The sequence below is a fragment of the Xylanimonas sp. McL0601 genome, from assembly GCF_049852175.1.
Taxonomy (GTDB): Bacteria; Actinomycetota; Actinomycetes; order Actinomycetales; family Cellulomonadaceae; genus Xylanimonas.
On the sequence record NZ_CP187527.1, the window covers coordinates 1,031,532 to 1,055,396 of the forward strand.

Genomic DNA, 23,865 nt, shown 5'->3' on the forward strand with positions numbered 1-23,865 from the left:
GTCCCACAACCGTCGCCCTTCGCCCGTCGCCGGCGCGGCGCCGGGCTCCGGCGTTACGGGGCCGGGTAGGCCACCACCTGCGGGCTCGCGAACGAGCCCACTGCCGGGGCGCCCGTGTCGTTGATGACGTGCTCGATGCCGCCCGAGCCGTTGAGGAACACGCTCGTCATCGAGCGGAACGCGATCCCCGGCGCGACGGGCGTCTGGATCGCCGACGCCTCACGGATGTCCACGCCCTGGTTGAAGAACGAGTACACGCCGAGCCCGTACGCCGTGTGCGTCTGCACGCCGTCGGCCACCCGGTAGGACGCGAACCCCGCCCGGTCGCCGTCGCTCCACGCGGCCTGGCTCGGCACGTCGTAGGGCAGCTCCGACTGGTAGAAGACGGTCGTGCCACGCTCGCCGTTCCACAGCACCTGGTTGGCCTGGAAGTGCTCGACGAACAGGCCCGTGGCCACGACGTCGTCGCCGTTCACGACGAGGCCGTGCGCGCCGGTGTTGACGTCCCAGCCCACGCCTTGGCCGTGGTCGGCGCGCCAGGCCCACAGGTGGTCGAGCAGCACGTCGTCGCTGTTGACCTCGATCGACGTGACCGCCTTGCCGGCCCAGGGCCCGCCCACGCGCACGAACACGTCGCTGAGCGTCGTCGGGTCTGCGGGGTCGGACTTGTGGGCATTGTGCGGCCCCACCCGGACGAGCACGTCGGACTCGGGGACGTTGGCGTCGACGGTGATGCCGGCGACCTTCACGCCCGTGACGTCCGCGATCTCGAGCGCAGCGTTCCCGTTGGTCGGGGTGAGCGAGGCGTAGCCGAGGCCGAGCACCACCGCGTCGTCACGCTTGACCGAGATCGGCTTGTCCAGCCGGTAGACGCCCGGCGTGAGGATCAGATGCTTGCCGCGCGCGAGCTGGGCGTTGATGGTCTGCGCGGTGTCGCGGTCGGCGCGCGCCACGTAGAAGTCGCCGATCGGGATCGACTGCCCGGCGTCCGGCGACGTCGACCAGTCCACGCCGCGCGAGTCACGCCTGGCGTTGGGCACGAACACGGCCAGCGTGCCGTCGGCGCCCCGGTAGAGGAACGGGGTCTCGCGGCTGAGCGGCGTGGTGTCGAGCGTGGTCTTGTTGCCTGTGCCGCCGGTGGGCCGCGGTCCGAAGTCGGTGGCGGGAGCGCCCTCGACGCCGGAGAACACCATGTTCCAGACGCCGCCGTTCCACGTGCCGACCGCGGAGTTGCGCGTGTACCACTGCTGCTGCGACCCGGTCACGAGAGTCCCGGTGACGCGCGAGTTGGCGAGGAACCCACCCGAGGCGTACTCGCCGAACCGGCCGAAGACCGTGAGGTTCCCGCGGATGTCGACGCGTCGCATGGGCGCGGCCTGCGAGACGGCCCAGCGCAGCTGGTGCGGGTCCGCCGTGCCGGCTGGGAACGGCAGCGCGGCGTCGTCCTCGACGGCGCGCTGGATGGGGTTGATCGCCAGGTTGGACACCGAGCGCCAGAACCTGGTCAGCGAGCCGGGGTCCTGGCACGCCCACGGGCTGTTGGGGCAGCGGACGACCGGGTTCACCTGGAGCGCGCCGTTGAGCAGGACGTCGCCCGGCTGGGCGCCCAGGCCGGCGACGGCCTCGTAGTAGCCGACGGTCGCGTTGACTATGTCAGTCGCGGTGGCCGGGTCGTTCTGGCCGGCGGCGCTGCCGTACACGCCGGGCTCGAAGAACACCTGATGCCGGTTCTGCGAGAACTCCGCCTCGTCGTTGACCGACGTGAGCAGGGCGTTGATCTCGTCGGTGGTCCAGCTCGGGTCGACGAACGTGACGTTGGGGCCGAAGTCGGGGTCGCCGGGGTGGGCCCCGGCCTCCCCCGCGTCGGCTGGTGATCCGAAAGCTGGCGAGATGGTGCCGCTCGCGACCAGAGCGAGCGTCAGCGCGCCCGCGGGGGCGACGTGGCGAGTCCTCATCGACTCCTCCTCGATCGGGGTTCCGTGCCGCTCGGCGAGCGGCACGGACCCGAACGTAGCGGTTCCTTACAGACCTGTCAGTGCATCGTGGCCCGCTTCTCTGGCCGCGCTCCACGGCCGGGGTCAGCGCGGCTCGTACGCCAGCTTCGGCAGGTGGTAGGCCAGGTCCTTCGCCGTGTCGATCGCCTCGTCCAGGTCCAGGCGGTGCTCGGCCACCAGGCGCGCCAGGTAGCCCGCGTCGATGCGGCGGGCCAGGTCGTGACGGGCCGGGATCGAGCAGAACGCGCGCGTGTCGTCCACGAACCCCGACAGGTTGAGGAAGCCCGCCGTCTCCGTGGCCGTCTCGCGGAAGCGGCGCATCGCCTCGGGCGAGTCGATGAACCACCACGGGGCGCCCAGCCGCATCGCCGGGTACACGCCCGCGAGCGGCGCGAGCTCGCGCGAGTAGACGTCCTCGTCGAGCGTGAAGACGATCGTGCGGAAGTTCGGGTGATGACCGAACGCCTCGAGCATGGGCCGCAGCGAGCGCGTGTACTCGACGGCGAACGGGATGTCGTAACCCTTGTCCGGGCCGTAGCGCCGGGTCATCTCGCGCGAGTGCCCGCGCTCGACGCCCGGGTGGATCTGCATGACCAGACCGTCCTCGGTGGCCATCTGCGCCATCTGGAACAGCATGTGCGCGGCGAACGCGGTCACCTGCTCCGCCGCGACGGGGCGGCCGTTGAACGCGGCGTCGAACAGCCGGGCCGCGTCGTCGTCGGGCAGCGGGGTGGTGTCGGGGGTGGCGCAGCCGTGGTCGGTGGCGAGGGCGCCCGCGGCCTTGAACCGCAGGCGCTGGGCGCGGAGCGCGTCCAGGTAGGTGGGGTAGTCACGCACCTCGACGCCGGCCGCCGCGCCCGTGGCCAGCACGTCGTGCGTGAACGTCGGGTTGTCGAGCTGCAGCAGCGGGTCGGGGCGGAACGTGGGCAGCACGCGCTGGCCCAGGCCCTCGGCGGCGAGCCTCTGGTGGTGCTCGAGCGACGCCCAGGCCGGGTCGGTCGTGCCGATGACCTCGATGTCGAACTGGTCGAGCAGCGCGCGCGGGCGGAAGGCCGGCGTCGCGAGCTCGGCGGCGATCCGGTCGTAGATCGCGTCGGCGGTCTCCGCCGACGGTCGCTGCGTGACGCCGAAGATCTTGACGAGCTCGTGCTCCGTCCAGAACCGGGTGGGGGTGCCGCGGAACGACTTCCAGTGCTCGCAGAAGCGGCGCCAGATCAGCCGGGGGTCGGACTCGGTCGGCAGCGAGCCGTCGACGGCGGTGACGCCCAGCTCGTTCAGGCCGTACCGGCCCTGCGAGACGATCATGCGCAGCAGGTAGTGGTCCGGCACCACGAGCAGCTGGGCCGGGTCCGGGAACGGCGTGTCGTCCGCGAACCACTCGACGGGGACGTGGCCGTGCATCGAGACGATGGGCAGGTCCTTGGTCTCCTGGTAGACCTCGCGTGCGATCGGCCGCGTGACGGGGTCGGCCGGCAGGGCGCGGTCCTCGTGCAGGATCCAGGGCTGCGTCATCGTGCTGTGCTCCTCGGTCGGGAGAGGGGTGGCTGCGGCGCCACGGCTGCGAACGTTTGCAGCATAGCGATCGCCCGCCTCGCGGACGGCCACGGCCAAGCCAGGGCTCAGCGACTGACGCTGCGCGTCACCGTGAAGCGGGTGTCGCGGGACACCTGCGTCGTCGGGCCCACCGTCCGCTCCAGCGCAGGTCGGTAGCGCAGCCCCGAGTTGTACACGCACCACAGCTCGCCGCCCGGCCGCAGAATGCGCGCCGCCGCCGCGAACATGCGGTGCGCCGCGTCCGTCGAGACGGACGCGCGGTCGTGGAACGGCGGGTTGCAGACGACCAGGTCGGCGCTCGCGTCGGCTTCGCCGGCGCCGACGTCGTCGCGCAGCGCCGTGACGCGCTCGCCGACGCCGTTCGCCACCGCCGTCGCCCGCGCTGACGCCGTGGCCGCCGCGGAGCGGTCCGTCGCGACGACGCGCGTGGCGGCGTCGCGCAGGGCGAGCACGCTGGCGAGCAGGCCGGTGCCGGAGCCGAGGTCGACGGCATCGACCGCGGCGGGCCAGCGGTCCGCGGTGCGCAGCAGGGCGCGCGTGCCGAGGTCGAGCGCCGGGCCTGCGAACACGCCGCCGTGCGCGACGACGGTGACCGCGCCGTCGGACGGCAGATCCGCGGCAGCGAGCAGCTCGGCGTCGTGCAGCACGGCCGTGACCGGGAACGACGTGGCGGCCTCGCGCGCCGCGGGGCGCGGGCCCGTGGCGACCAGCAGGCGGGACTTGCCGCGTGCGAGCGTCGCGCGCACGTCGGCGAAGCAGGTCGCGAGCACGTCGTTCATGCCGTGCGTCATGTGCTTGACGCGGCCGCCGGCCAGGAGGACGACGTCGTCGGCGGCCTCGCGCGCGACGAGCTCGGCGACCTCCTGGAGCTCGGCGAGCGAGCGGGGGAGCTGGAGCAGGACCACGCGGGCGCCGCGGACCAGCGCGGGCTCGAGCCCCTCGTGGACGCCGAGGTCGAGCTGCGTACCCTGCAGCGGTCCGGCCTGCGCGGCCCGGAGGTTCGCGAGTACGGCCTGCTCGGCGGTGACGGCATCGGTGTGAAGCCGCACGCGGGGCACGCCGAGAGCCGCGGCGCCGACCGTCAGGGCGCCGAAGTGGTCGCCGATGACGACGACGTCGTCGGGCCCGGCATGCGCGAGCAGGGCGTGCGCCTCGTCGAGGAGCAGCCGGTCGGTGGCGTCGACGGCGACAGGGCCGTCGGCCCGCGACCCGTCCTCGGGCCAGGGGGCCAGCGAGGCGAGCACGTCGCCGAGCTCGAGGCCGCCGGCGTCGCCGGGCGTGCCGGAGTCGCCGGCGCGGTCCGGCTCCACGTCAGCCGCGCGGGGCGGTGCGGCGGGCGACGCGGGCTGCCTCCTGAGCCGCCTTCGCCGCGAGGCGGTCATCCTCCTCGCGCACCTTCGCCGCGACGTCGCGCTCGGCGACCAGCCACGACGGCGGGTCGGCGCGCAGCTCGTCGATCTGCTCCGTCGTCAGCGGCTCGGTGAGACCACCGCGCGTGAGACCGGCGATCGAGACGCCGAGGCGCCCGGCGACGACGGGCCGCGGGTGGGGGCCCTCGCGCCGCAGCGCGGCCAGCCACTCGGGCGGGTTCTTCTCGAGCTCTTCGAGCTCGCCGCGCGTGATGCCCTTCTCCTGGAACTCCGGGGGAGTGGCGGGCAGGTAGACGCCGAGGCGCTTGGCCGCGTTGGACGGCTTGAGGACCTGCTGCGAGAAGGGGGTGGCCATACCCCAAGGGTACGTGCCGCGCCACGCGCCCGGCGGCGGGGTCGCGGCGTGAGTTGCGGCGTGAGTTGCCGCGTGAGTTGCCGCGTGAGTTGCGGGACCCTGCGGCTCCGCTTCTGGGGCCCTGTGACCGGAGCGGCAGGGTCCCGCAACGTAGCCTGGGCGCGTGAGCGAGCAGCCTGTCGAGACCTTCCGCCTCGGGTACGTGCCCGGGGCGACCCCCGGCAAGTGGGCGCGCACCTGGCGCGACCGGTTCCCCCACGTGCCGCTCGAGCTGGTCCAGGTGGAGGCGGACGACGCCGTCGCCGCGCTCGAGCGGGGCGACGTCGACGCCGCGATCGCCCGTCTGCCCGTCGACAAGACGCGCCTGAGCGCGATCGCGCTGTACGAGGAGCTGCCGGTCGTGGTCGTCTCGCGCGACCACCTGCTCGCGGCCACCACCGAGGAAGAGGTGGTGCCGGCCGCGGACCTGGCGGACGACGTCGTGCACCTACCGGCCGACGACGTGCTCTACGGGGCTGGCGTCACGGTGCCCGGGCTGCGGCCCGCCGCGTACCGCGAGGACGGCTCGGTGGATCCCGCCGGGGTCGCCGAGCGCCCGGCGACCAGCGCGGACGCGGTCGCCTGGGTCGCCGCGGGGGCCGGGGTGACGATCGTGCCCATGTCGCTCGCGCGGCTGCACCACCGCAAGGACGTCACGCACCGCGTGCTCGACGGCGGCCCCACGGCCCCGGTCGGCCTCGTCTGGGTGTCGGAGCGGACCACGGACCTCGTCGACGAGCTCATCGGGATCGTGCGCGGTCGGACGGTGAACAGCTCGCGGGGACGTGGAGCGGCGGCGCTGCAGGACGCGGGCGGACCGAGCTCCGGCGGCCCGCGTGGTGGAGACGGGAAGGGCAAGGGTCGAGGCGACGCCGCGCAGGCGCGGCGCGACGGCGGCCGCGGACGCGCCGCGTCGCCCGGCGGCGGGCGCTCGGGTGGGGGCCGTCCGGCGGGCGGGGGCCGGCCCGCGGGTGGCCGCGGGAAGCCAGGGGCGCCGGGGAAGGGCCGCCGCGGGCGCTGACCTGTAGCGGAACCTCTCTCGCTTGGCAATAGTTCAAGTGGATGAAAGAACCGTAAACAGGGCATAGAACCGTTGTGTCCCTTTCGGTTACAGTGCGCATCGGCGCGTCGTCTGCGCGCCCCCTTCCGCGTTTCCTCTCGCACTTGGAGCGTCCGTTGCGCACCTCTCTCGTCACCGCCCGGCTGCTCGCCGTCGGGCTGTTCGCCGCCGGCGTCGCCGCCCTCGGGACGGCTCCGGCGTCGGCCCTCGCCTCCACCGCCGGGGACGGCCACATGGGCGCGCACTGGGACGGAGGGAGCGCGACCTACAGCGGCCACACCTACTCCTGGCCGTCCCAGACGTTCGACTGGGTCGGCGACGTGTGCCCCGGCATGAACTCGGCAAAGATCAACACCGACGTCACGGCGCCGACGACCCTCGAGATCGTCGCCCCGGCGGGCAAGCTCATCTCCTCGTACTGCATCAAGTCCGGCGCCGACAAGCAGGGCGAGGGCCCGAAGATCGTGGTGCTCGACGTCCCGGTCGCGCGCCTGACGCTCGCGTACCCGGTGGGCGGCAAGTGCAAGAGCATCTCGCACTACGCGGTCACCTACGTGGACGCCGACGACGCGACGCCCACCACCCCGGCGACGCCGATGCCGACCGAGAGCACGACCCCGACCGACGAGCCGACGGCCACGCCGTCCCCGTCGGCCTCCACCCCGGAGGAGACCACGCCGACGGACGAGCCGTCGCCGTTCGCCACCCCGTCCACCGGGCCTTCGGACGAGCCGTCGGCGACCCCGTCGGACGAGCAGTCGGCGACCCCGTCGGACGAGCCGTCGGCGACCCCGTCGGGCGCCGTCGTGCCCTCGGACGGTGCGACCCCCGCCGACGATGCGACGCCGGCTGATGGCGCCACGCCCGCCGACGGTGCGACCGACGCCGCGTCGCCCGCCGGCTCCCTCGCCGCCACGGACGGCGGCCCGGTCGTCGAGGCAGCCGCCGGCCGCCTCGCGTTCACGGGCGCCGAGGTCACCGTCGCGTCGGTCGTCGCCATCGCACTGGTCGCCGCGGGCATCATGGCGGTCATGGCGGTCCGCCGCCGCCGCGCCGCCGGGGCCTGAGCCTCTGCTGAACCGCGGCCGGGCCCGAGTCTCTCGGGCCCGGCCGCGGGCTTTTCCGACTTGGGTGCGCTCCGGATCTACCTGTGCGGCTCGAGGAGAGCCCGCACAGCGTCAATCGTGTCCGCCTCCGCGACGGGCTTGTCGTCGCGGTACCGCAGCACCCGCGCAAAGCGCAGCGCAACGCCGCCCGCGTATCGCGACGAGCGCTGGACGCCGTCGAACGCGACCTCCACGAGCTGCTCCGGGCGCACCTTGACGACCCACCCGTCGGTGGGTCCGTCGGCCAGCTCCGTGAAGCGTTGCGTCTGCCAGGCGAGCGTCTCGTCCGACATTCCCTTGAACGTCTTGCCGAGCATCACCCAGCCGTCCCCGTCGTCGCCCGCGCCGCCGGGGACTCGCGCGCCCAGGTGGATGTTCGACAGCCAGCCCTGCCGCCGCCCCGACCCTCGCTCGACGGCGAGCACGACGAGGTCGAGAGTGTGCCGCGGCTTGACCTTCACCCAGGCGCCGCCTCGTCGGCCTGCGTCGTAGGGCGCGGCGAGGCTCTTGATCACGACGCCCTCGTGTCCGCTTGCGAGGACCTCGGCGAAGAATGCCGCCGCGGCCTCGGCGTCGGCGGTGACGGTGCGACGCACCAGTGCCGACGGGGGGACGACCCGTGCGAGCGCGGCGAACCGCTCGGCCTCGGGCGCGTCGATGAGGTCCTGCCCGTCCAGGTGCAGGGCGTCGAAGAGGTACGCCGTGAGGGGCACGCGCACGGTCGCCTCGCCATCGCGGCTTCCGGTACGCGCGGCGGTGTCCTGGAACGGCATCGGGCGGCCGTCGCCGCGCAGGGCGATCGCCTCACCGTCGAGCACCACGGCGTCCGTGGGCAGCGAGCGCATGAGCTCGACGAGCTCTGGCAGTCGGTCGGTGACGTCGTCGAGCGATCGCGTGTAGACCGCGACGTCGTCACCGCGGCGGTGCAGCTGGATGCGGATGCCGTCGATCTTGGCCTCGACGGCGACCTCGGTGTCGAACCCGGCCAGGGCTGCCGCGACGTCGGGCGCGGGCGAGGCGAGCATGGGGCGCACGGGCCGCCCGACCTCGAGCCGGAACGCTGCGAGCGCCTCGGCCCCACCCGTGAGCGCCGCGCGCGCGATGGGCCCGGAGAGCGCGCTGAACATTGCTGCGCGACGGACCGCCGCCAGGGGGACGTCTGCGGCGGCGGCGACGGCGTCGAGCAGCAGCGAGTCGAGCGCGCCTTGTCGCAGCTCGCCGAGGATCAGGCCCCGGAGGAACCGTTGCTCGTCAGCGGTCGCGGTCGCGAGCAGGTGTTCGAGGGCGGCGGCGCGGGCCGCCTGGGACCCGGTGCCCGCGGTGGCGGAGAGCGTCTCGAGGGCGGCGTCGACGTCGAGCGGGGTGAGGATCGGCGCGTCGGCCGGGGGCGGGGGCTGGGTGAGCGACCGGTAGCCGATCCCGGTGCGCCGCTGTCGGGGCCGCCCGGAGAGGAACGCGGCGACGACCTCGACGAGGTCGCCCCCGGACGGCCCGCCGTCGTCCGCGGCGGCCCGGAGCGCGGCGGCGAGCAGGTCCCGCTTGGCGAGCCGCGACCGCGTCGCGGCGACGGCGGTGGAGGTGGCGACGACGTCGTGGAACAGCACGCGGTCGATGCTGCCACCGCGGTGCGCGCCTCGCCCGGTTCCGGGATACGCGGCCCCCGGAAGACCCCGCAACCCGGGGCGTTGCGGGGGCCGCCGGAAGCCGAGGCACTGGCGCCCCAGCGCCTCAGAGCCTCACGCCGCTGCCGGGTACGGCACGCCCGTCGTCGCGTGGCACCGATAGCCGTGCGGGTTCTTGGCGTCGGACAAGTACTGCTGGTGGTAGTCCTCCGCGAGGTAGAACGGGCCGGCCTCCGCGGCCGGGCGCAGCTCCGTGGTGATCGGGTCGTACCCCTGCGCCGCGAGCACCTCGCCGTACACCGACGCGGTCGCGCGCACGGCTTCCTCCTGCTCCGGGGTCGTCCAGTAGACGGCGGAGCGGTACTGCGTGCCGACGTCGTTGCCCTGCCGGAAGCCCGAGGTCGGGTCGTGCCGCTCCCAGAAGATGCGGAGCAGCTCCTCCTCGGACACCACCGCCGGGTCGTACGCGACGAGCGCGGTCTCGGCGTGGCCGGTGTGCGCGGTGCACACCTCCTCGTAGGTGGGGTTCGGCGTGGTGCCGCCCATGTACCCGACGGCGGTGCTCACGACGCCGGGGACCTGCCAGTAGATCTCCTCGGCGCCCCAGAAACAGCCCATCGCGAGGTAGATCGCGCGCGTCCCCGACGGCCACGGCCCCGTGATCGGCGTGCCCAGCACGGTGTGCGGGGCGGGCGCAGCCAGCACGGGCGTCTCCCGGCCGGGGAGGGCGTCCTCGGGGGCGATCATCGTCTGCTTGTCGGTGCCGAAGAGGCGGTCGAAGATCGAGCTCACAGCCATTACCTCCTTGTGGGTGCGCCCGGCGCCAGTGGCACGCGGGGCGGCGCTCCCGCTGGTGTGAACGGCGCGATGTCCACAGGTGTTCCACGGTCCCCGGGCGCGTGTCGACGCTCCGGCGTACGGTGCGGCGCATGGTCCCCGGCCCGCTCACGGACGAGCTGATCCTGCCCGACGTCGCCGCCTGGCGCGCGTGGCTCGACGAGCACGAGGACGACCCCGACGGCGTCTGGCTGGTCCTCGCGAAGAAGAACCGCCCCGCACCCACGACCCTCACCTATGACGCGGCTCTCGACGAGGCGCTGTGCAGCGGCTGGATCGACGGGCAGGGCCGCGGCCGCGACGCCGACACCAGCCTCCAGCGCTTCACCCCGCGGCGGGCGCGGAGCATGTGGTCGGCCCGCAACGTCGGCATCATCGCGCGCCTCACTGACGAGGGCCGGGTGCGCCCGCGCGGCCTCGCCGAGGTGGAGCGGGCCAAGGCAGACGGGCGCTGGGACCGCGCCTACGCCGGCAGCAAGGACATCGAGGTCCCCGACGACCTCGCGGCGGCGCTCGCGGCCAGCCCGCGCGCGACGGCGAACTTCGAGCTGCTCACCGCGCAGAACCGGTTCGCCATCCTCTTCCGCCTCACGCACGCCCAGCGGGCCGAGACCCGCGCGCGGAACCTCGAGAAGTTCGTGACGATGCTGGAGCGCGCCGAGACGATCTACCCGCAGCGACGTCGTCTCGACGCCGGCCCCTAAGGTGATTGCGTGACCACGCACGACTGGACCGACGCCGGCTTCGCGACCCGAGCCATCCACGCGGGGCAGGACCCGGACCCGACCACGGGCGCCGTCGTCCCGCCCGTCTACCTGACGAGCACCTACAAGCAGGACGGCGTCGGTGGCCTGCGCGGCGGGTACGAGTACTCGCGCTCCGCCAACCCGACGCGCACCGCGCTCGAGACGGCGCTCGCCGCCGCCGAGACCCCGGCCGGGGCTGCGCCGGCCCACGGGTCCGCGTTCGCCTCGGGCCTCGCCGCCGAGGACACGCTGCTGCGCGCCGTGCTGCGCCCGGGCGACCACGTGATCCTGCCCGACGACGCGTACGGCGGCTCGTACCGGCTCATCGCCCGCGTCTTCGGCGCCTGGGGCATCGAGCACACGGCAGTCGACCTCGCCGACGTCGACGCCGTCGCCGCAGCCGTTCGTCCGGGCACGACGCGCGTGCTGTGGGTCGAGACACCCACCAACCCGCTGCTCGGCATCTCCGACATCGCCGCCCTCGCCGCGGTGGCCCACGACGCCGGCGCCCTGCTCGTCGTCGACAACACCTTCGCCACCCCGTACCTGCAGACGCCGCTCGCGTTCGGGGCCGACGTCGTCGTGCACTCCACCACCAAGTACGTGGGCGGGCACAGCGACGTCGTCGGCGGGGCGCTCGTCGTAGCCGACGGCGTGCCGATCCCCGGAGGGCGCTCCGCGCCAGACGGGTCCGCCGACGTCGCGGCCGCGGTCCGGTTTCACCAGAACGCCTCGGGCGCGGTCGCCGACCCGTTCGCCGCCTGGCTCACGCTGCGCGGCCTCAAGACCCTTGCGGTCCGCATGGACCGGCACCAGGCCAACGCGCTCGCCGTCGCGAAGTTCCTCGAGACGCACCCGAGCGTCACCCGGGTGCTCTACCCGGGGCTGGAGTCCCACCCCGGCCACGAGGTCGCGGCCCGGCAGATGCGCGGGTTCGGTGGCATGCTCTCGTTCCAGGTCGGTTTCGAGGCCACGGCGCTCGACGTCGTCGACCGCACGCGGGTGTTCACGCTCGCCGAGTCGCTGGGCGGCGTGGAGTCGCTCATCGAGCACCCGGGGCGCATGACGCACGCGTCGGTCGCGGGCTCGGCGCTCGAGGTCCCGGACGACCTGGTGCGCGTCTCGGTCGGCATCGAGGACGCCGCGGACCTCATCTCCGACCTCGAGCAGGCGCTCGAGCCTAGGGTGTCGCCATGAGTGCCGACCACGCTCCGTCAGGCGCCGACGCCGTCCCGCGTTCCGTGCGTACCGCCGCCTCCTGGTCGTGGCGGCTTCTGCTCATCGGAGCGCTCATCGCCGGGGTGCTGTGGCTGATCGCCTCGCTCAAGACGATCGTCGTGCCCGTCGCCCTCGCCGTGCTGCTCGCCGTGCTGCTGCGGCCCCTCCGGGATGTGCTCGAGCGCCGGCTGCGCTTCCCGCGCGGCCTCGCGACGGCCGTGTCGATCGTCGGGTTCATCGCGCTCGTCGTGGCGCTCGTGTCGCTCGCGGGCCGCCAGATCGTGGCCCGATTCAGCGACCTCGCCGACCAGGCCGCGGCGGGGTTCAACGAGGTGCGGGACTGGCTCGCCAACGGCCCGCTGGGCATAGACAACGCGCAGATCAACCAGTACTGGGAGCAGATCAGTCGCTCCTTCACGGGCGGCGGCGGCGGGGCCAGCACGATCGTGACGGGCGCGCTCGGCGCGGCGACGACGGTGGGGCACGTGCTGGTCGGCGCGCTCATCACGGTCTTCTGCACGATCTTCTTCATGGTCGACGGCCGCGGCATCTGGACCTGGCTTATCAACCTGCTGCCGATCGACGCGCGCGAGAAGATCCACCAGGCCGGCAGGCGTGGCATCGTCACGCTGTCCGCCTACGTGCGCACGCAGATCCTCGTGGCCTTCGTCGACGCGGTCGGCATCGGCATCGGTGCCGCGTTCTTCGTCCCGGCGCTCGCGCTGCCGATCGCGATCCTGGTGTTCCTCGGGTCGTTCGTGCCGATCATCGGCGCGATCGTCACGGGCGCGATCGCCTGCGTCGTCGTGCTCGTGGCCCAGGGCTGGGGCGCGGCTCTGGTCATGCTGGGGATCGTGCTGCTCGTGCAGCAGATCGAGGGCCACGTGCTCCAGCCGTTCCTCATGGGGCACGCGGTGTCGCTGCACCCGGTGGCCGTGGTGCTCGTGGTGGCCGCGGGCTCGCTCGCCGCCGGCATCATCGGAGCGCTGTTCGCGGTGCCGATCGCGGCGGTGCTGAACACGATGATCCTGTACCTGCACGGCACCGACAAGTTCCCGGCGCTCGGCACCGACGACCATCTCCCGCTGTTGCGCCGGCCGCTGACCAGCGCCCGAGGGGGCGGCCTGCGGTGGCCGGGACGCGGCGAGGCCGCGGACGGCGTCGTGCCCGACGACGTCCTCACGGACGAGTTCGACGACGCCGGGACTGGGGACGAGGACGCGCGGGACTCCGGGCGTGCTCGGGGCTCGGACGGCCACCGGTGATCCCGGCTGTCACGCTGGCCGACGTCCGCAAGGCTGCCGAGCTGCTCGAGGGCGTTGCCATCCGCACGCCGGTCCAGCGGTTCCGCGCCCTCGCCGAGGCCGCCGGCGTGCCGGTGATGCTCAAGCTGGAGAACCTCCAGCGCGCCGGCTCGTTCAAGATCCGCGGGGCCTACACGCGCATGGCCCGCCTGTCGGCGGACGAGCACGCGGCGGGTGTCGTCGCGGCGTCCGCCGGCAACCATGCGCAAGGCGTGGCCCTCGGGGCGAAGCTGCTCGGCATCGAGGCGGTCGTCTACATGCCCGTCGACGCACCGCTGCCCAAGCTGGCTGCAACGCGTGGCTACGGCGCCGACGTGCGGCTGGTCGGCAAGAGCGTCGACGAGTCGCTCGCCGCGGCGCGGGTCGAGGCCGGCCGGTCGGGGCGCGTGCTGATCCACCCGTTCGACCACGTCGACGTCGTGGCCGGCCAGGGCACCGTCGCGCTCGAGATCCTCGAGCAGGTGCCCGACGTCGGCACGATCGTCGTGCCGCTGGGAGGCGGCGGGCTCGTGGCCGGCATCGCGACCGTGCTGGCGGAGGCCGCGCCGCACGTGCGCGTCGTCGGCGTGCAGGCCGAGACGGCGGCGGCGTACCCGGCGTCGCTCGCGGCCGGGCACCCCGTGTCCCGCAGGCTCGGTCCGACGATGGCGGACGGCATCGCCGTCGGCACGCCCGGCGAGGTTCCGTTCGAGATCCTCGAGCGGCTCGGCGTCGAGGTGCGGACCGTGAGCGAGGAGGCGCTCTCGCGGGCGCTCCTGCTCGTGGCGGAGCGGGCCAAGCTGGTGGTGGAGCCGTCGGGGGCCGCCGGTGTCGCCGCGGTGATGACCGACCCGTCGGGGCTCAGCGGCACCATCGTGCCGCTGCTGACGGGCGGCAACATCGACCCCCTGCTGCTCATGCGCGTGATCCAGCACGGCATGGCCGCCGCAGGGCGGTACCTGCACCTGAGCGTCCGGCTCGACGACCGGCCGGGCGCGCTCGCCACCCTGGTGGAGACCATCGCGGCGGCCGGCGGCAACATCATGCACGTCGACCACTCGCACACCGACGTGTCGCTCGGCGTCTTCGAGGCCATGGTGACGCTGCAGGTCGAGGCGAAGGGCCGCGAGCACTGCGAGCAGATGGTGGCCCAGCTGCGCGCGGCCGGGTTCGAGGTCCACCCGTAGGCGCGCACGCGCGCCTACGGACGGAGCGGGCTCAGCCCTGGAACGGCTTCGCGCCCGTGATCTCGACCGTGAACTGCTTGCCGTTCGGCGCGGCATAGCTCACCGTCTCGCCGATGGAGTGGCCGTTGATGGCCGCGCCGAGGGGCGAGGTGGGGGAGTACACGTCGACGTCGGTGGTGCCCGCGATCTCGCGCGAGCCCAGGAGGAACGTCATGGGCTCGCCGGCGAGCAGCACGTCGACGAGCATGCCCGCCTCGACCATGCCGTCGTCCGGCGGCGTGCCGATGTGCACGGTGCGCAGCTTCTCGCTGAGCTCACGGATGCGCGCCTCGTTCTTGGCCTGCTCCTCGCGGGCGGCGTGGTAACCGCCGTTCTCCTTGAGGTCGCCCTCGTCGCGGGCGGCGGCGATGCGCTCAGCGATCTCGGTGCGGGCAGGCCCGGAGAGGTGCTCCAGCTCAGCCTTCAGCCGGTCGTGAGCCTCCTGGGTGAGCCAGGTGACGGCTGGTTCGGACACGAGGGCTCTCCTTTCGTGGTGCTCGGGGTGCCTGGGCCGGGCCGCACGAAGCCGCACCGACCGCGTCGGCACGCGTGTCGGCTGGGTCAGGACTGCGTGAATCCCCGAGCCTATCCCGCGACCACGCGCCCGAGGCAAGTCCTTCAGTCCGGAATGCACCTGTCGATGACGCCCGTGGTGGCCTTCTGCGTCGTGCGCAGCGTCACCGTGTAGCGGGCGGCGTCGCTCGTGCTCGGGCCCACATGCACCTGCATCGAGCCCACCTCGGCGAAGCTGGGCGACAGCGCGCCCACCGTGCACACCGCCGTCGTGCCCGGGCGCATGGCGACCTGGAAGTCGATCTCGATCTCCTCCGCGCTGGTCACACGGAACGAGACGACGTCGGCCTGGATCGGCGACTGGCGGTACTGCGCGAACGCGAGCCACGCCGCGAGCGCCACGGCCGCGGCCAGCGCGACCGCGATGGCCACCTTGGCGCCGCGCGAGAGCCCCGACGCGGTGCGCCCGTACCGGTCGGCGGGCGGGGTGGGCGGGACGGCGGTGCTCATGGAGCATGATTGTGGTCGATGCGCACGGCGCGGTTCGACTCACGCGGGGTCGGCAGCGTGTGATGTTGCGCGGAACGTCCCTGATCGTGGAGGTCAGCCTTGTCCAGTGCCCCCCTCGGAACCCCCGGCCGCCTGCGGCTGATGGCGGTCCACGCGCACCCTGACGACGAGTCGAGCAAGGGCGCGGCCGCGACGGCCCGCTATGCCGCCGAGGGAGTCGAGGTGCTGGTGGTGACCTGCACGGGCGGGGAGCGCGGCGACGTGCTCAACCCGGCCTTCGAGGTCCCCGAGGGGCACGAGTTCGACACGGTCGAGGGCAAGCGGGCCGTTCGCCGGCTGGAGATGGCGGCCGCGGCGGCAGCGCTGGGCGTGCAGCAGCACTGGCTCGGCTTCGTCGACTCGGGCCTGCCCGAGGGGGACCCGTTGCCGCCGCTGCCCGAGGACGCGTTCGCGCTGGTGCCGCTCGAGCAGGCGGCCGCGCCGCTGGTCGAGGCGGTTCGACGGTTTCGCCCGCACGTGATCACGACGTACGACCCGAGCGGCGGCTACCCGCACCCGGACCACGTCTACACGAACACCGTGTCGATGGAGGCGTGGGAGGCGGCGGGCGACGGGGCCCGGTACGTCGTCGACGGGGGAGCGGAGCCCTGGACCCCGCTCAAGCTCTACTTCAACCACGGCTTCTCGCTCGAGCGCCTGCGCGCCGTGCACGAGGCCATGGAGGGCCAGGGCCTCGAGTCGCCCTTCGGCGACTGGATCGAGTCGCGCACCGCGCGCGAGATCCCGGAGCGCCAGGTGACCACGAAGGTCCCTGCGGCCGACTGGTTCCCGCAGCGCGACGCCGCGCTCACCGCGCACGCCTCGCAGATCGACCCCACCGGCTTCTTCTTCGCCGTGCCGCGCGACGTCGAGGCGGACGTGTGGCCGTGGGAGGAGTACGAGCTCGCGGAGTCCCGGGTGCCGACCGACCTGCCCGAGGACGACCTGTTCGCCGGCGTCCGCGGGACGGAGGCGGCCCGATGAGCGCGCTCGCCCTGCCGTTCGCCGCCCTGGCCGCGGCGACCCCGTCGCCCTCGCCGTCGCCGGCCAAGCAGCTCGACGTCACGACGGTGACGCCCGGCCTGGTCGGGTTCATCGCGACGTTCGCGCTGGTGCTCGTCGCCATCGGCCTGTTCCTGCTCATGACCCGATCGCTGCGCCGCACGACGCGCAACGCGCGCGTCCAGGGCCTCGAGGTCGCGGAGTCGGCGCGCGGTGTGCAGCACGGGCGGCTGCCCGTGCGGGCGCCCGAGCCGACCGTCCCGGGCGTGCTCGACGGCGGTGCGCCGTTCGCCGCTCCGGGCTCCGCGCCGCACGACGGCGAGACCGACGGCGACGGCAGCGCACCGCGCCCATGACGGTGCGGGTCACGGTCGGCCAGGTCGAGGTCTCGGCGGACCACGCGGTCAACCGCGACGTCGTCAACGGCGTCGTCCGGCAGGCTGCGGAGGCGGGGAGCGACCTCGTGGTGCTGCCGGAGTACGCCTCGGGCTACGACCCGCGGGGCGTCGGGCCGGCGCAGGCCGAGCCGCTCGACGGGCCGTTCGTCTCGCTGCTGCGCGCGCTGGCGCGCGAGCACGGGCTCGCGGTGGTCGCGGGCACGACGCTGCCCGGCGAGAGCCCGGAGCGGGGCGTCAACGCCGTCGTCGCCGTCGGCGCGGACGGCGAGCTCGCCGGTCTGTACCGCAAGGTGCACCTGTACGACGCGTTCGGTACGCGCGAGTCCGACAGGCTCGAGCCGGGCCCCGCCGCCGCCGCGCCGCTGACCCTCGCCGTCGGCGGGCTGACGTTCGGCGTCCTGACGTGCTACGACCTACGGTTCCCGGAGTCGGCGCGCCGGCTCGTGGACGCGGGCGCGCAGGTGCTCCTCGTCCCGGCCGCCTGGGCGGCGGGGCCGCTCAAGGACGACCACTGGCGAACGCTGCTGCGTGCTCGAGCGATCGAGAACACGGCGGCGGTGGTCGGGGTCGGCATGGCGGGCCGCGGCGTGACGGGCCGCTCGCTGGTCGCGGGCCCGGACGGCTCCGTCCTGCTGGAGCTGGGCGAGCACCCGGAGGTGCCTACGACCACCTTGGACGGCGAGTTGATCGCGACGACGCGCGCGAGCAACCCTTCTCTGAGGAACCGCCGTTACACGGTCATCCCGAGGTAGCGCGCGGGGCTACCTCGCGGCGAGCGCCGCGATGAAGATCGCGACCGTGTGGCACGTGAAGCCCACCACCGTCAGCGCGTGGAAGATTTCGTGGAAGCCGAACCAACGCGGCGACGGGTTGGGGAACTTGGTCCCGTAGATGACCGCGCCGAGCGTGTAGGCGATGCCGCCCGCGATCACCAGCCAGACGACGGCGGGGCCGCCCGTGGCCCAGAACTGGTTCATGTAGGCGACCGCGACCCAGCCGAGCGCGACGTACACCGGCACGTAGGCCCACCGCGGTGCGCTCATCCAGAACACGCGGGCGAGCAGCCCGACCACGGCGCCGCCCCAGACGATGAACAGCAGGATCGTCGCGGTCCGGGTCGGGAGCAGCAGCACTGCGAGGGGCGTGTAGGTGCCCGCGATGATGAGGAAGATGTTCGCGTGGTCCATGCGGCGCAGGGCCGCGGCGACCTTCACCGACCACTGGCCCCGGTGGTAGACGGCGCTGGTGCCGAACAGCGACAGCGACGTCACCATGAACACCGTCGCGGCGACCTTGCCCGCGACGGGCGGCGACAGGACGACGAGCACGATCCCGGCGGCGAGCGCGAGCGGTGCCGTGACGGCGTGGATCCACCCGCGCAGCTTCGGCTTCAGCTGCGCGACAGCCGTGCTGACCGTGGTGCTGACCGTCTGCACCGTCTCCGCGACGGCGGCCCTCGCGGCGTCGAGCGCGTCGGGGACGAGATCCTGGCCGGGGCGGGGGTCGGCATGTGCTGCCATGGGGGCCTCCTGGTGGTCGGGGCTCGGATGTCGCCGGCGGCGTTGGTGCCTTCGCAGCCGCCGCAAACTTACGCTTGCGTAGGTTACGCCACCGTAGGCTTGCGCGCCCAGAGGGGCGGCACATCTAGGGTGCGCGGTTCGTGAAGATCCCGCGCCCGGCCGCGCAGAGCCTCGCGCCGCCGCCAGCGTGGGCTTCGCGGGCCGGTACGGTGAACGCGTGCGACTGCCCCATGCGCTCTACCGCCTGTACGAGCGTCGCCTCGCCTCCGGGCTCACCCCCGATCGCCTGCCGAGGCACGTCGGCGTCATCCTCGACGGTAACCGGCGATGGGCGAAGTCCTTCGGCGAGCCCGCCGCGACCGGCCACCGGCGCGGCGCCGACAAGATCGCGGAGTTCCTCGGCTGGGCCGACGACCTGGGCGTCGAGGTCGCCACGCTGTGGATGCTGTCCACCGACAACCTCGGGCGGTCGGCGGGCGAGCTGGACGACCTGCTCGACATCATCGAGGACGCCGTGCGCGGCCTGGCCGACTCCGGGCGGTGGCGGGTACGCGTCGTCGGGCGCCTCGACCTGCTGCCCGGACGCCTCGCCGGCGCGCTGCGCGAAGCGTCCGACCGCACGGCGGGCGTCCGCGGCCTCCAGGTCAACGTGGCCATCGGCTACGGCGGGCGCCACGAGATCGCCGACGCGGTCCGCTCCTACCTGCGTGTGCAGGCCGACGCGGGCGCGACGCTCGACGACCTCGCCGAGAGCATCGACGTCGACGACATCGCCGAGCACCTCTACACCGCGGGGCAGCCCGACCCCGAGCTCGTGATCCGCACCTCGGGCGAGCAGCGCATCGGCGGGTTCCTGATGTGGCAGTCCGCGCACTCGGAGCTGTACTTCTGCGAGGCCTACTGGCCCGACTTCCGACGCGTGGACTTCCTGCGCGCGCTACGTGACTTCACCCGGCGGGAGCGGAGGCTCGGGCGGTGACCGCGCCCTCCGAGCCCCCCTCGGCGGCCTCGACCGACGGTGACCGCCGCGCCGCCGCGACGTGGCAGGCCCTCTTCCGCACCCAGGCGCTGCTGCTGCGCCGGCTGCAGGACGACCCGATCTGGGACGAGGTCTCGCTGCGCGAGTACGACGTGCTGTTCGTGCTGGCGTCCTCCGGGGGTGCGCTGCGCCTGCGCGAGCTGACGCAGCACCTCTACCTGGTGCAGTCCTCGGTCTCCAGGCTGGTCGAGCGCATGGAGGCCCGCGGCCTGGTCACCCGGACGGTCCCGCCCGACGACGCCCGCGGCACCCTCGTGACGGTCACCGCGGACGGCCGCCGTATCCAGCGCGAGGTCGGCGCCCGGCACGTGCAGGCCATGGGCCGGTACGTGGGCGGCGCGCTCGACGACGACCAGCAGCGGACCCTGCGCGGCCTGCTCGACGCGCTGCGCAAGGCGCAGGCGACCATCCCGCCGGTCGATCGGACCTGAGTCGGGGGCTGACCGTCTGAGTCGGGGGCAACTCGTCTGAGTCGGGGAGCCTTCAGGGTTCTCCCCGATTCCGACCCGTGGGACGCTGGGTCGAGGCTGGGAGTGCTCCGCGTCACATCCCGCCCGTCGCCCCTGGAGTCCGCATGTCCGCCATCGCCGGATGGATCGCGCACCGGTCCGTCAAATGGTTCGTCGTCGCCGGCTGGGTCGCGGTCGCGGCCCTGCTCAGCCCCCTCGCGGGCACCCTGTCCGACCATCAGAGCAACGACGCCGACGCATGGTTGCCCGCCAGCGCCGAGTCCACCCAGGCGATGCACCGCGCCGAGGTGTTCGGGTCGCAGGACATCTTCCCCGCCGTCGTGGTCTACGTGCGCGAGGACGGCATCACGCAGGCCGACGCCGCCAAGGCGGCCGCGGACGCCCAGGCCTACCGCGGTCTCGACCGCGTCCAGGGCGACGTCGTCGGGCCGGTCCCCTCGGAGGACGGCAAGGCCCTCCAGGTCATCGTCCCGTTCCACTTCGGCAGCGACGGCTGGGACGCGGCGCCCGGCATGATCGACGACGTCCGCAGCATCGCCGAGCACGGCGCCGACGGCCTGAGCGTCTACGTGACCGGCCCGGCCGCGAGCGCCGCCGACAGCTCGAACGCGTTCAGCGGCATCGAGTCGACGCTGCTGTACGCGGCGGCGGGCGTCGTGATCGTGATCCTGCTGCTCACCTACCGCAGCCCGGTGCTGTGGCTGCTGCCGCTCGTGTCGGTGGGGGTGGCGCTCGTCGCCGCGCAGGCGGTGATCGCGTGGCTGGCAGCGCACGACGTGCTGACCGTGAACGCCCAGAGCCAGGGCATCCTCACAGTCCTTGTCTTCGGCGCGGGGACGGACTACGCCCTGCTGCTGGTGGCCCGCTACCGCGAGGAGCTGCGCCGGCACGCCGACCGCCACCAGGCGATGGCGGTGGCGCTGCACCGGGCAGCGCCGGCGATCGTGGCCAGCGGCGCGACCGTCGCCGTCGGGATGTTGTGCCTGATGCTGGCGCAGCTCGCCTCGACGAGCGGGCTCGGGCCGGTCGCCGCGATCGGCGTCGCCGTCGCCGTGCTCGTCATGCTCACGCTGCTGCCTGCGCTGCTCGTGGTGTGCGGGCGCTGGGTGTTCTGGCCGCGCGTGCCCACGCTGGGCCAGCACGAGCCCACCTCCGACGGCGTGTGGGCCAGGCTCGGGCGCCGCATCGCGACGGCGCCGCGGCGCACCTGGGTCGTCACGTCGGCGGTGCTCGCGGTGATGTGCATCGGCATCACCCAGCTTTCCGCGACCGGCCTGACGGCCGAGGAGTCGTTCCGTGGCGAGCAGCCGTCGATCACGGGCGGGCAGGTGCTCGCCGAGCACTTCCCGGCCGGCGCTGGCCAGCCCGTCGTGGTCGTCGCGAATGCCCCTGCGGCCGCCGACGTGGCGGACGCTGTCAAGGGCGTGGACGGCATCGACCCCGCCTCGGTGACCGACCCGGTCACGAAGGGCGCCGACGCGATGATCCAGGCGACGCTCACCGACCCGGCCGACTCCGACGCGGCCGAGGCGACGATCGGCCGGGTGCGGGACGCCGTCCATGCCGTGCCGGACGCGAACGCCCAGGTGGGCGGGTCGACGGCGTCGAACGTCGACGTCCTCGCCGCGGCCAGCGCCGACAACAAGGTGATCATGCCGGCGATCCTGCTGACGGTGCTGATCATCCTGGGCCTGCTGCTGCGGGCGATCGTGGCACCGCTGATCCTCATCGCCACGGTGGTGCTGTCGTTCGGCGCCGCGCTGGGCGTGAGCGCGCTGGTGTTCAAGCACGTGTTCGGGTTCGCCGGCACCGACCCGTCCATGCCGCTGTACGCGTTCGTGTTCCTCGTGGCCCTGGGGATCGACTACAACATCTTCCTCATGACCCGGGTGCGGGAGGAGGCGCTCACGCGCGGCACACGCCGCGGCGCCCTCAGCGGCCTCGCGGCGACCGGTGCGGTCATCACCTCGGCGGGTGCCGTGCTGGCCGGCACGTTCGCCACCCTGGGCACGCTGCCCGTCGTGGTGTTCGCCGAGATCGGGTTCGCCGTGGCGTTCGGCGTGCTGCTCGACACCCTCGTGGTGCGGTCGGTGCTCGTCACCGCGCTCACGCTCGACGTCGGGGAGCGCATGTGGTGGCCGAGCCGCCTTGCACGACGCGCCGCGCCGGAGGCCGAACGTGAGCCCGCGACAGTATCGTCGCCCGGGTGACCAGTACCACGCACGACCCTGCCTGCGGCGATGGCCCCCACGTCGTCGTCGCCCCCGACTCCTTCAAGGGGTCGCTCGGGGCGGTCGACGTGGCGGAGGCCATCGCCGCCGGCGTGCTCGCCGCCGTGCCGGCCGCCCGGGTCACGACCCTTCCGATGGCCGACGGCGGCGAGGGCACGCTCGATGCGCTCGCCGCGGCATGGGGCGTGCCGCAGCACGACCTCGCCACGGTCGACGCGATCGGACGCCCGACGACGGCCCGCTGGGCCACCTCGCCCGACGGCCGCGTCGGCGTCGTCGAGCTCGCCTCGGCGTCGGGGCTGCCCGGGGTCGCGGACGTGAAGCGGCAGCCCCTGCACGCGCACACGCGCGGCACGGGCGAGGTCGCGGCGGCGGTGCTCGACGCCGGGGTGGCGGAGGTGCTCGTGTGCCTCGGCGGCTCCGCGTCGACCGACGGCGGCGCGGGCGTGCTGGCCGGGCTCGGGGTGCGCATGCTCGACGCCGGCGGCGAGCCGGTGCCCGACGGCGGCGAGGGGCTGGCGCGCGTCGCGTCGCTCGACCTGACGGGCCTGCACCCGCGGGCGCGCGAGGTGCGGTGGCGGCTTGCCGTCGACGTCACCAACCCGCTCACGGGCGAGCACGGCGCCGCCGCCGTGTTCGGGCCGCAGAAGGGCGCCGGCCCCGGCGACGTCGCGTTCCTCGACGAGGCGCTCGCGCGCTGGGCCGGGCTGCTCGAGCGCGAGACCGGCCGTGCGGTGCGCGAGCTGCCCGGCGCGGGAGCCGCGGGCGGCGTGCCGGCGGCGCTGGTGGCCGTGCTCGGCGCCTCCGTCGAGCGCGGAGCCGACCTCGTCGCCGAGGCCGTGGGGCTGCCCGCAGCGCTGGCCGACGCCGACCTGGTCATCACCGGCGAGGGCTCGTTCGACTCGCAGTCCGTGCGTGGCAAGGTGGCCGACGGCGTCGTGCGCGCCGCGGCGGCCTCGCCGTCCCGGCCGCCCGTCGTCGTGATCGCAGGCCAGGTGCTGCTGCCCTCGGCGCAGACGCGCGCCGCGGGCATCCGCGCGGCGTTCTCGATCGCGCCCGGGCCGGTCGAGGTGGACGACCTCGTGGCCCGCACCCCGCAGCGGCTCTCAGAGGTCGCGGCGTCGGTCGCGGCACTTGCGCTCGCTGACCGCGCGCCCGCGGACCGCGACGGCGCGTGCCAGGCACGGTCGCGCCAGCCCGAGGTCTGACCTCGCGGGAATACCTTGCCCGGAGGTTGCGCTGTTCTTCACAGGTTGCCGGAGCCCCCGCGTGGTCCGGGTGTCCCGGCGACCGAAAATCCCGACTGGAGGTCAAATGTCCGGCCGCAGTACTACGCGCGTCGAGTTCGAGGAGCATGGGCGCACCGTCGTCTACAGGCGCCACCGCAACGGCGGCGGCCTCGTCGCGCCCCATGCGGCGGTCGAGGCCACGGCATTCGTGGCCCGCGACGCCTGGGTCGAGCCCGGAGCGCGCGTCGGCTCTGGCACCACGATCGGCGCCGGAGCCTGGATCGACACGGACGCGCACGTGGGCCGCGACGTCGTCGTCGGCCGCAACGTTCATGTCGGCCCCGGCGCCGAGGTCGGGGACGGGGCCCGCCTCGAACGCGGCGTCCGGCTGGGCGCCGGCGCCCGCGTGGAGGCGCGCACGCGTGTGCCTGAGGACGCGAGCGTCGCGGCGGGGGACGTCGTCACCCGGGCGCGCTACGGCATCGCGGCCTGAGGTCCCCCGCC

At 73.9% G+C, this 23,865-nt stretch carries 23 protein-coding genes; 14 read left to right on the top strand and 9 right to left on the bottom strand.

The window, feature by feature from the left end; genetic code table 11:
- Nucleotides 1–53: 53 nt before the first annotated feature.
- From ACO4JP_RS04725 to ACO4JP_RS04740, 4 genes are all read right to left on the bottom strand, one after another.
- Nucleotides 54–1,955 (bottom strand): adenylyl cyclase, encoded by a 1,902-nt coding sequence (locus tag ACO4JP_RS04725; RefSeq protein ID WP_425956232.1) that lies wholly within the window; start codon nt 1,953–1,955, stop codon nt 54–56.
- Nucleotides 1,956–2,078: 123 nt separating this feature from the next.
- Nucleotides 2,079–3,506, bottom strand: coding sequence for a glucuronate isomerase (gene uxaC, locus ACO4JP_RS04730; RefSeq protein WP_425956233.1), 1,428 nt, complete (start codon nt 3,504–3,506; stop codon nt 2,079–2,081).
- A gap of 107 nt (nt 3,507–3,613) precedes the next feature.
- The gene (locus tag ACO4JP_RS04735; RefSeq protein ID WP_425956234.1) at nt 3,614–4,858 is read right to left on the bottom strand and encodes a class I SAM-dependent methyltransferase; all 1,245 of its coding nucleotides are present in this window, start codon (nt 4,856–4,858) and stop codon (nt 3,614–3,616) included.
- Between the two features lies 1 nt (nt 4,859).
- Nucleotides 4,860–5,273: a DUF5997 family protein gene (locus ACO4JP_RS04740; protein WP_425956235.1), complete on the bottom strand. Its 414-nt coding sequence runs from the start codon at nt 5,271–5,273 to the stop codon at nt 4,860–4,862.
- Between the two features lie 163 nt (nt 5,274–5,436).
- Here ACO4JP_RS04740 and ACO4JP_RS04745 point away from each other — a divergent pair, with 163 nt between their 5' ends.
- Both ACO4JP_RS04745 and ACO4JP_RS04750 read left to right on the top strand, forming a co-directional pair.
- Entirely contained in the window at nt 5,437–6,333 is an 897-nt protein-coding gene (locus tag ACO4JP_RS04745) for a LysR family transcriptional regulator substrate-binding protein (protein ID WP_425956236.1), read from the top strand.
- Between the two features lie 155 nt (nt 6,334–6,488).
- Nucleotides 6,489–7,439: a hypothetical protein gene (locus ACO4JP_RS04750; protein WP_425956237.1), complete on the top strand. Its 951-nt coding sequence runs from the start codon at nt 6,489–6,491 to the stop codon at nt 7,437–7,439.
- Nucleotides 7,440–7,516: 77 nt separating this feature from the next.
- Here ACO4JP_RS04750 and ACO4JP_RS04755 read toward each other — a convergent pair whose 3' ends face one another.
- Both ACO4JP_RS04755 and msrA read right to left on the bottom strand, forming a co-directional pair.
- Nucleotides 7,517–9,082, bottom strand: a complete 1,566-nt coding sequence (locus tag ACO4JP_RS04755; protein ID WP_425956238.1) for an ATP-dependent DNA ligase — start codon at nt 9,080–9,082, stop codon at nt 7,517–7,519.
- 132 nt (nt 9,083–9,214) lie between these two features.
- Complete coding sequence (gene msrA / locus ACO4JP_RS04760; protein WP_425957054.1) at nt 9,215–9,847, bottom strand: peptide-methionine (S)-S-oxide reductase MsrA; 633 nt, start codon at nt 9,845–9,847, stop codon at nt 9,215–9,217.
- Nucleotides 9,848–10,029: 182 nt separating this feature from the next.
- On the opposite strand from msrA, the gene ACO4JP_RS04765 reads away from it, so the two are divergent.
- The 4 genes from ACO4JP_RS04765 to ilvA are packed head-to-tail and all read left to right on the top strand — an operon-like array spanning nt 10,030 to nt 14,371.
- The gene (locus tag ACO4JP_RS04765; protein ID WP_425956239.1) at nt 10,030–10,641 is read left to right on the top strand and encodes a YdeI/OmpD-associated family protein; all 612 of its coding nucleotides are present in this window, start codon (nt 10,030–10,032) and stop codon (nt 10,639–10,641) included.
- A 9-nt stretch (nt 10,642–10,650) separates the two neighbouring features.
- Nucleotides 10,651–11,880 (top strand): cystathionine gamma-synthase, encoded by a 1,230-nt coding sequence (locus ACO4JP_RS04770; RefSeq protein ID WP_425956240.1) that lies wholly within the window; start codon nt 10,651–10,653, stop codon nt 11,878–11,880.
- The gene (locus ACO4JP_RS04775; RefSeq protein ID WP_425956241.1) at nt 11,877–13,166 is read left to right on the top strand and encodes an AI-2E family transporter; all 1,290 of its coding nucleotides are present in this window, start codon (nt 11,877–11,879) and stop codon (nt 13,164–13,166) included. Before ACO4JP_RS04770 ends, ACO4JP_RS04775 begins: the two co-directional genes overlap by 4 nt.
- Entirely contained in the window at nt 13,163–14,371 is a 1,209-nt protein-coding gene (ilvA, locus tag ACO4JP_RS04780; RefSeq protein ID WP_425956242.1) for a threonine ammonia-lyase, read from the top strand. Before ACO4JP_RS04775 ends, ilvA begins: the two co-directional genes overlap by 4 nt.
- A 31-nt stretch (nt 14,372–14,402) precedes the next feature.
- On the opposite strand, the gene greA is transcribed toward ilvA, so the two are convergent.
- Both greA and ACO4JP_RS04790 read right to left on the bottom strand, forming a co-directional pair.
- A complete protein-coding gene (gene greA / locus ACO4JP_RS04785; RefSeq protein WP_425956243.1) occupies nt 14,403–14,885 on the bottom strand; it encodes a transcription elongation factor GreA in 483 nt (160 codons plus the stop codon).
- A gap of 143 nt (nt 14,886–15,028) precedes the next feature.
- Nucleotides 15,029–15,433 (bottom strand): DUF4307 domain-containing protein, encoded by a 405-nt coding sequence (locus ACO4JP_RS04790; RefSeq protein ID WP_425956244.1) that lies wholly within the window; start codon nt 15,431–15,433, stop codon nt 15,029–15,031.
- Between the two features lie 141 nt (nt 15,434–15,574).
- Here ACO4JP_RS04790 and mca point away from each other — a divergent pair, with 141 nt between their 5' ends.
- From mca to ACO4JP_RS04805, 3 genes are read left to right on the top strand one after another with little or no spacing between them, the layout of a single operon-like run.
- Complete coding sequence (mca, locus tag ACO4JP_RS04795; protein ID WP_425957055.1) at nt 15,575–16,456, top strand: mycothiol conjugate amidase Mca; 882 nt, start codon at nt 15,575–15,577, stop codon at nt 16,454–16,456.
- Nucleotides 16,453–16,830, top strand: coding sequence for a hypothetical protein (locus ACO4JP_RS04800; protein WP_425956245.1), 378 nt, complete (start codon nt 16,453–16,455; stop codon nt 16,828–16,830). Before mca ends, ACO4JP_RS04800 begins: the two co-directional genes overlap by 4 nt.
- Nucleotides 16,827–17,624 carry a carbon-nitrogen hydrolase family protein gene (locus ACO4JP_RS04805; RefSeq protein ID WP_425956246.1) on the top strand — a complete coding sequence of 266 codons (798 nt, stop codon included), beginning with the start codon at nt 16,827–16,829 and terminating at the stop codon, nt 17,622–17,624. Before ACO4JP_RS04800 ends, ACO4JP_RS04805 begins: the two co-directional genes overlap by 4 nt.
- A gap of 9 nt (nt 17,625–17,633) precedes the next feature.
- Here the strand turns inward: ACO4JP_RS04805 and trhA are convergent, their stop codons facing one another.
- The gene (gene trhA / locus ACO4JP_RS04810) at nt 17,634–18,392 is read right to left on the bottom strand and encodes a PAQR family membrane homeostasis protein TrhA (RefSeq protein WP_425956247.1); all 759 of its coding nucleotides are present in this window, start codon (nt 18,390–18,392) and stop codon (nt 17,634–17,636) included.
- 217 nt (nt 18,393–18,609) lie between these two features.
- Between trhA and ACO4JP_RS04815 the strand changes: the two genes are divergently transcribed.
- The 5 genes from ACO4JP_RS04815 (at nt 18,610) to ACO4JP_RS04835 (ending at nt 23,854) form a co-directional block, all read left to right on the top strand.
- Nucleotides 18,610–19,371: an isoprenyl transferase gene (locus ACO4JP_RS04815; protein WP_425956248.1), complete on the top strand. Its 762-nt coding sequence runs from the start codon at nt 18,610–18,612 to the stop codon at nt 19,369–19,371.
- On the top strand, nt 19,368–19,862 hold the full coding sequence (locus ACO4JP_RS04820; RefSeq protein WP_425956249.1) for a MarR family winged helix-turn-helix transcriptional regulator: 495 nt from the start codon (nt 19,368–19,370) through the stop codon (nt 19,860–19,862). Before ACO4JP_RS04815 ends, ACO4JP_RS04820 begins: the two co-directional genes overlap by 4 nt.
- A gap of 143 nt (nt 19,863–20,005) precedes the next feature.
- The gene (locus ACO4JP_RS04825; protein WP_425956250.1) at nt 20,006–22,111 is read left to right on the top strand and encodes an MMPL family transporter; all 2,106 of its coding nucleotides are present in this window, start codon (nt 20,006–20,008) and stop codon (nt 22,109–22,111) included.
- The gene (locus ACO4JP_RS04830) at nt 22,108–23,340 is read left to right on the top strand and encodes a glycerate kinase (RefSeq protein ID WP_425956251.1); all 1,233 of its coding nucleotides are present in this window, start codon (nt 22,108–22,110) and stop codon (nt 23,338–23,340) included. Before ACO4JP_RS04825 ends, ACO4JP_RS04830 begins: the two co-directional genes overlap by 4 nt.
- Before the next feature lie 106 nt (nt 23,341–23,446).
- Nucleotides 23,447–23,854: a transferase gene (locus ACO4JP_RS04835; RefSeq protein ID WP_425956252.1), complete on the top strand. Its 408-nt coding sequence runs from the start codon at nt 23,447–23,449 to the stop codon at nt 23,852–23,854.
- The last annotated feature ends 11 nt before the right edge of the window (nt 23,855–23,865 follow it).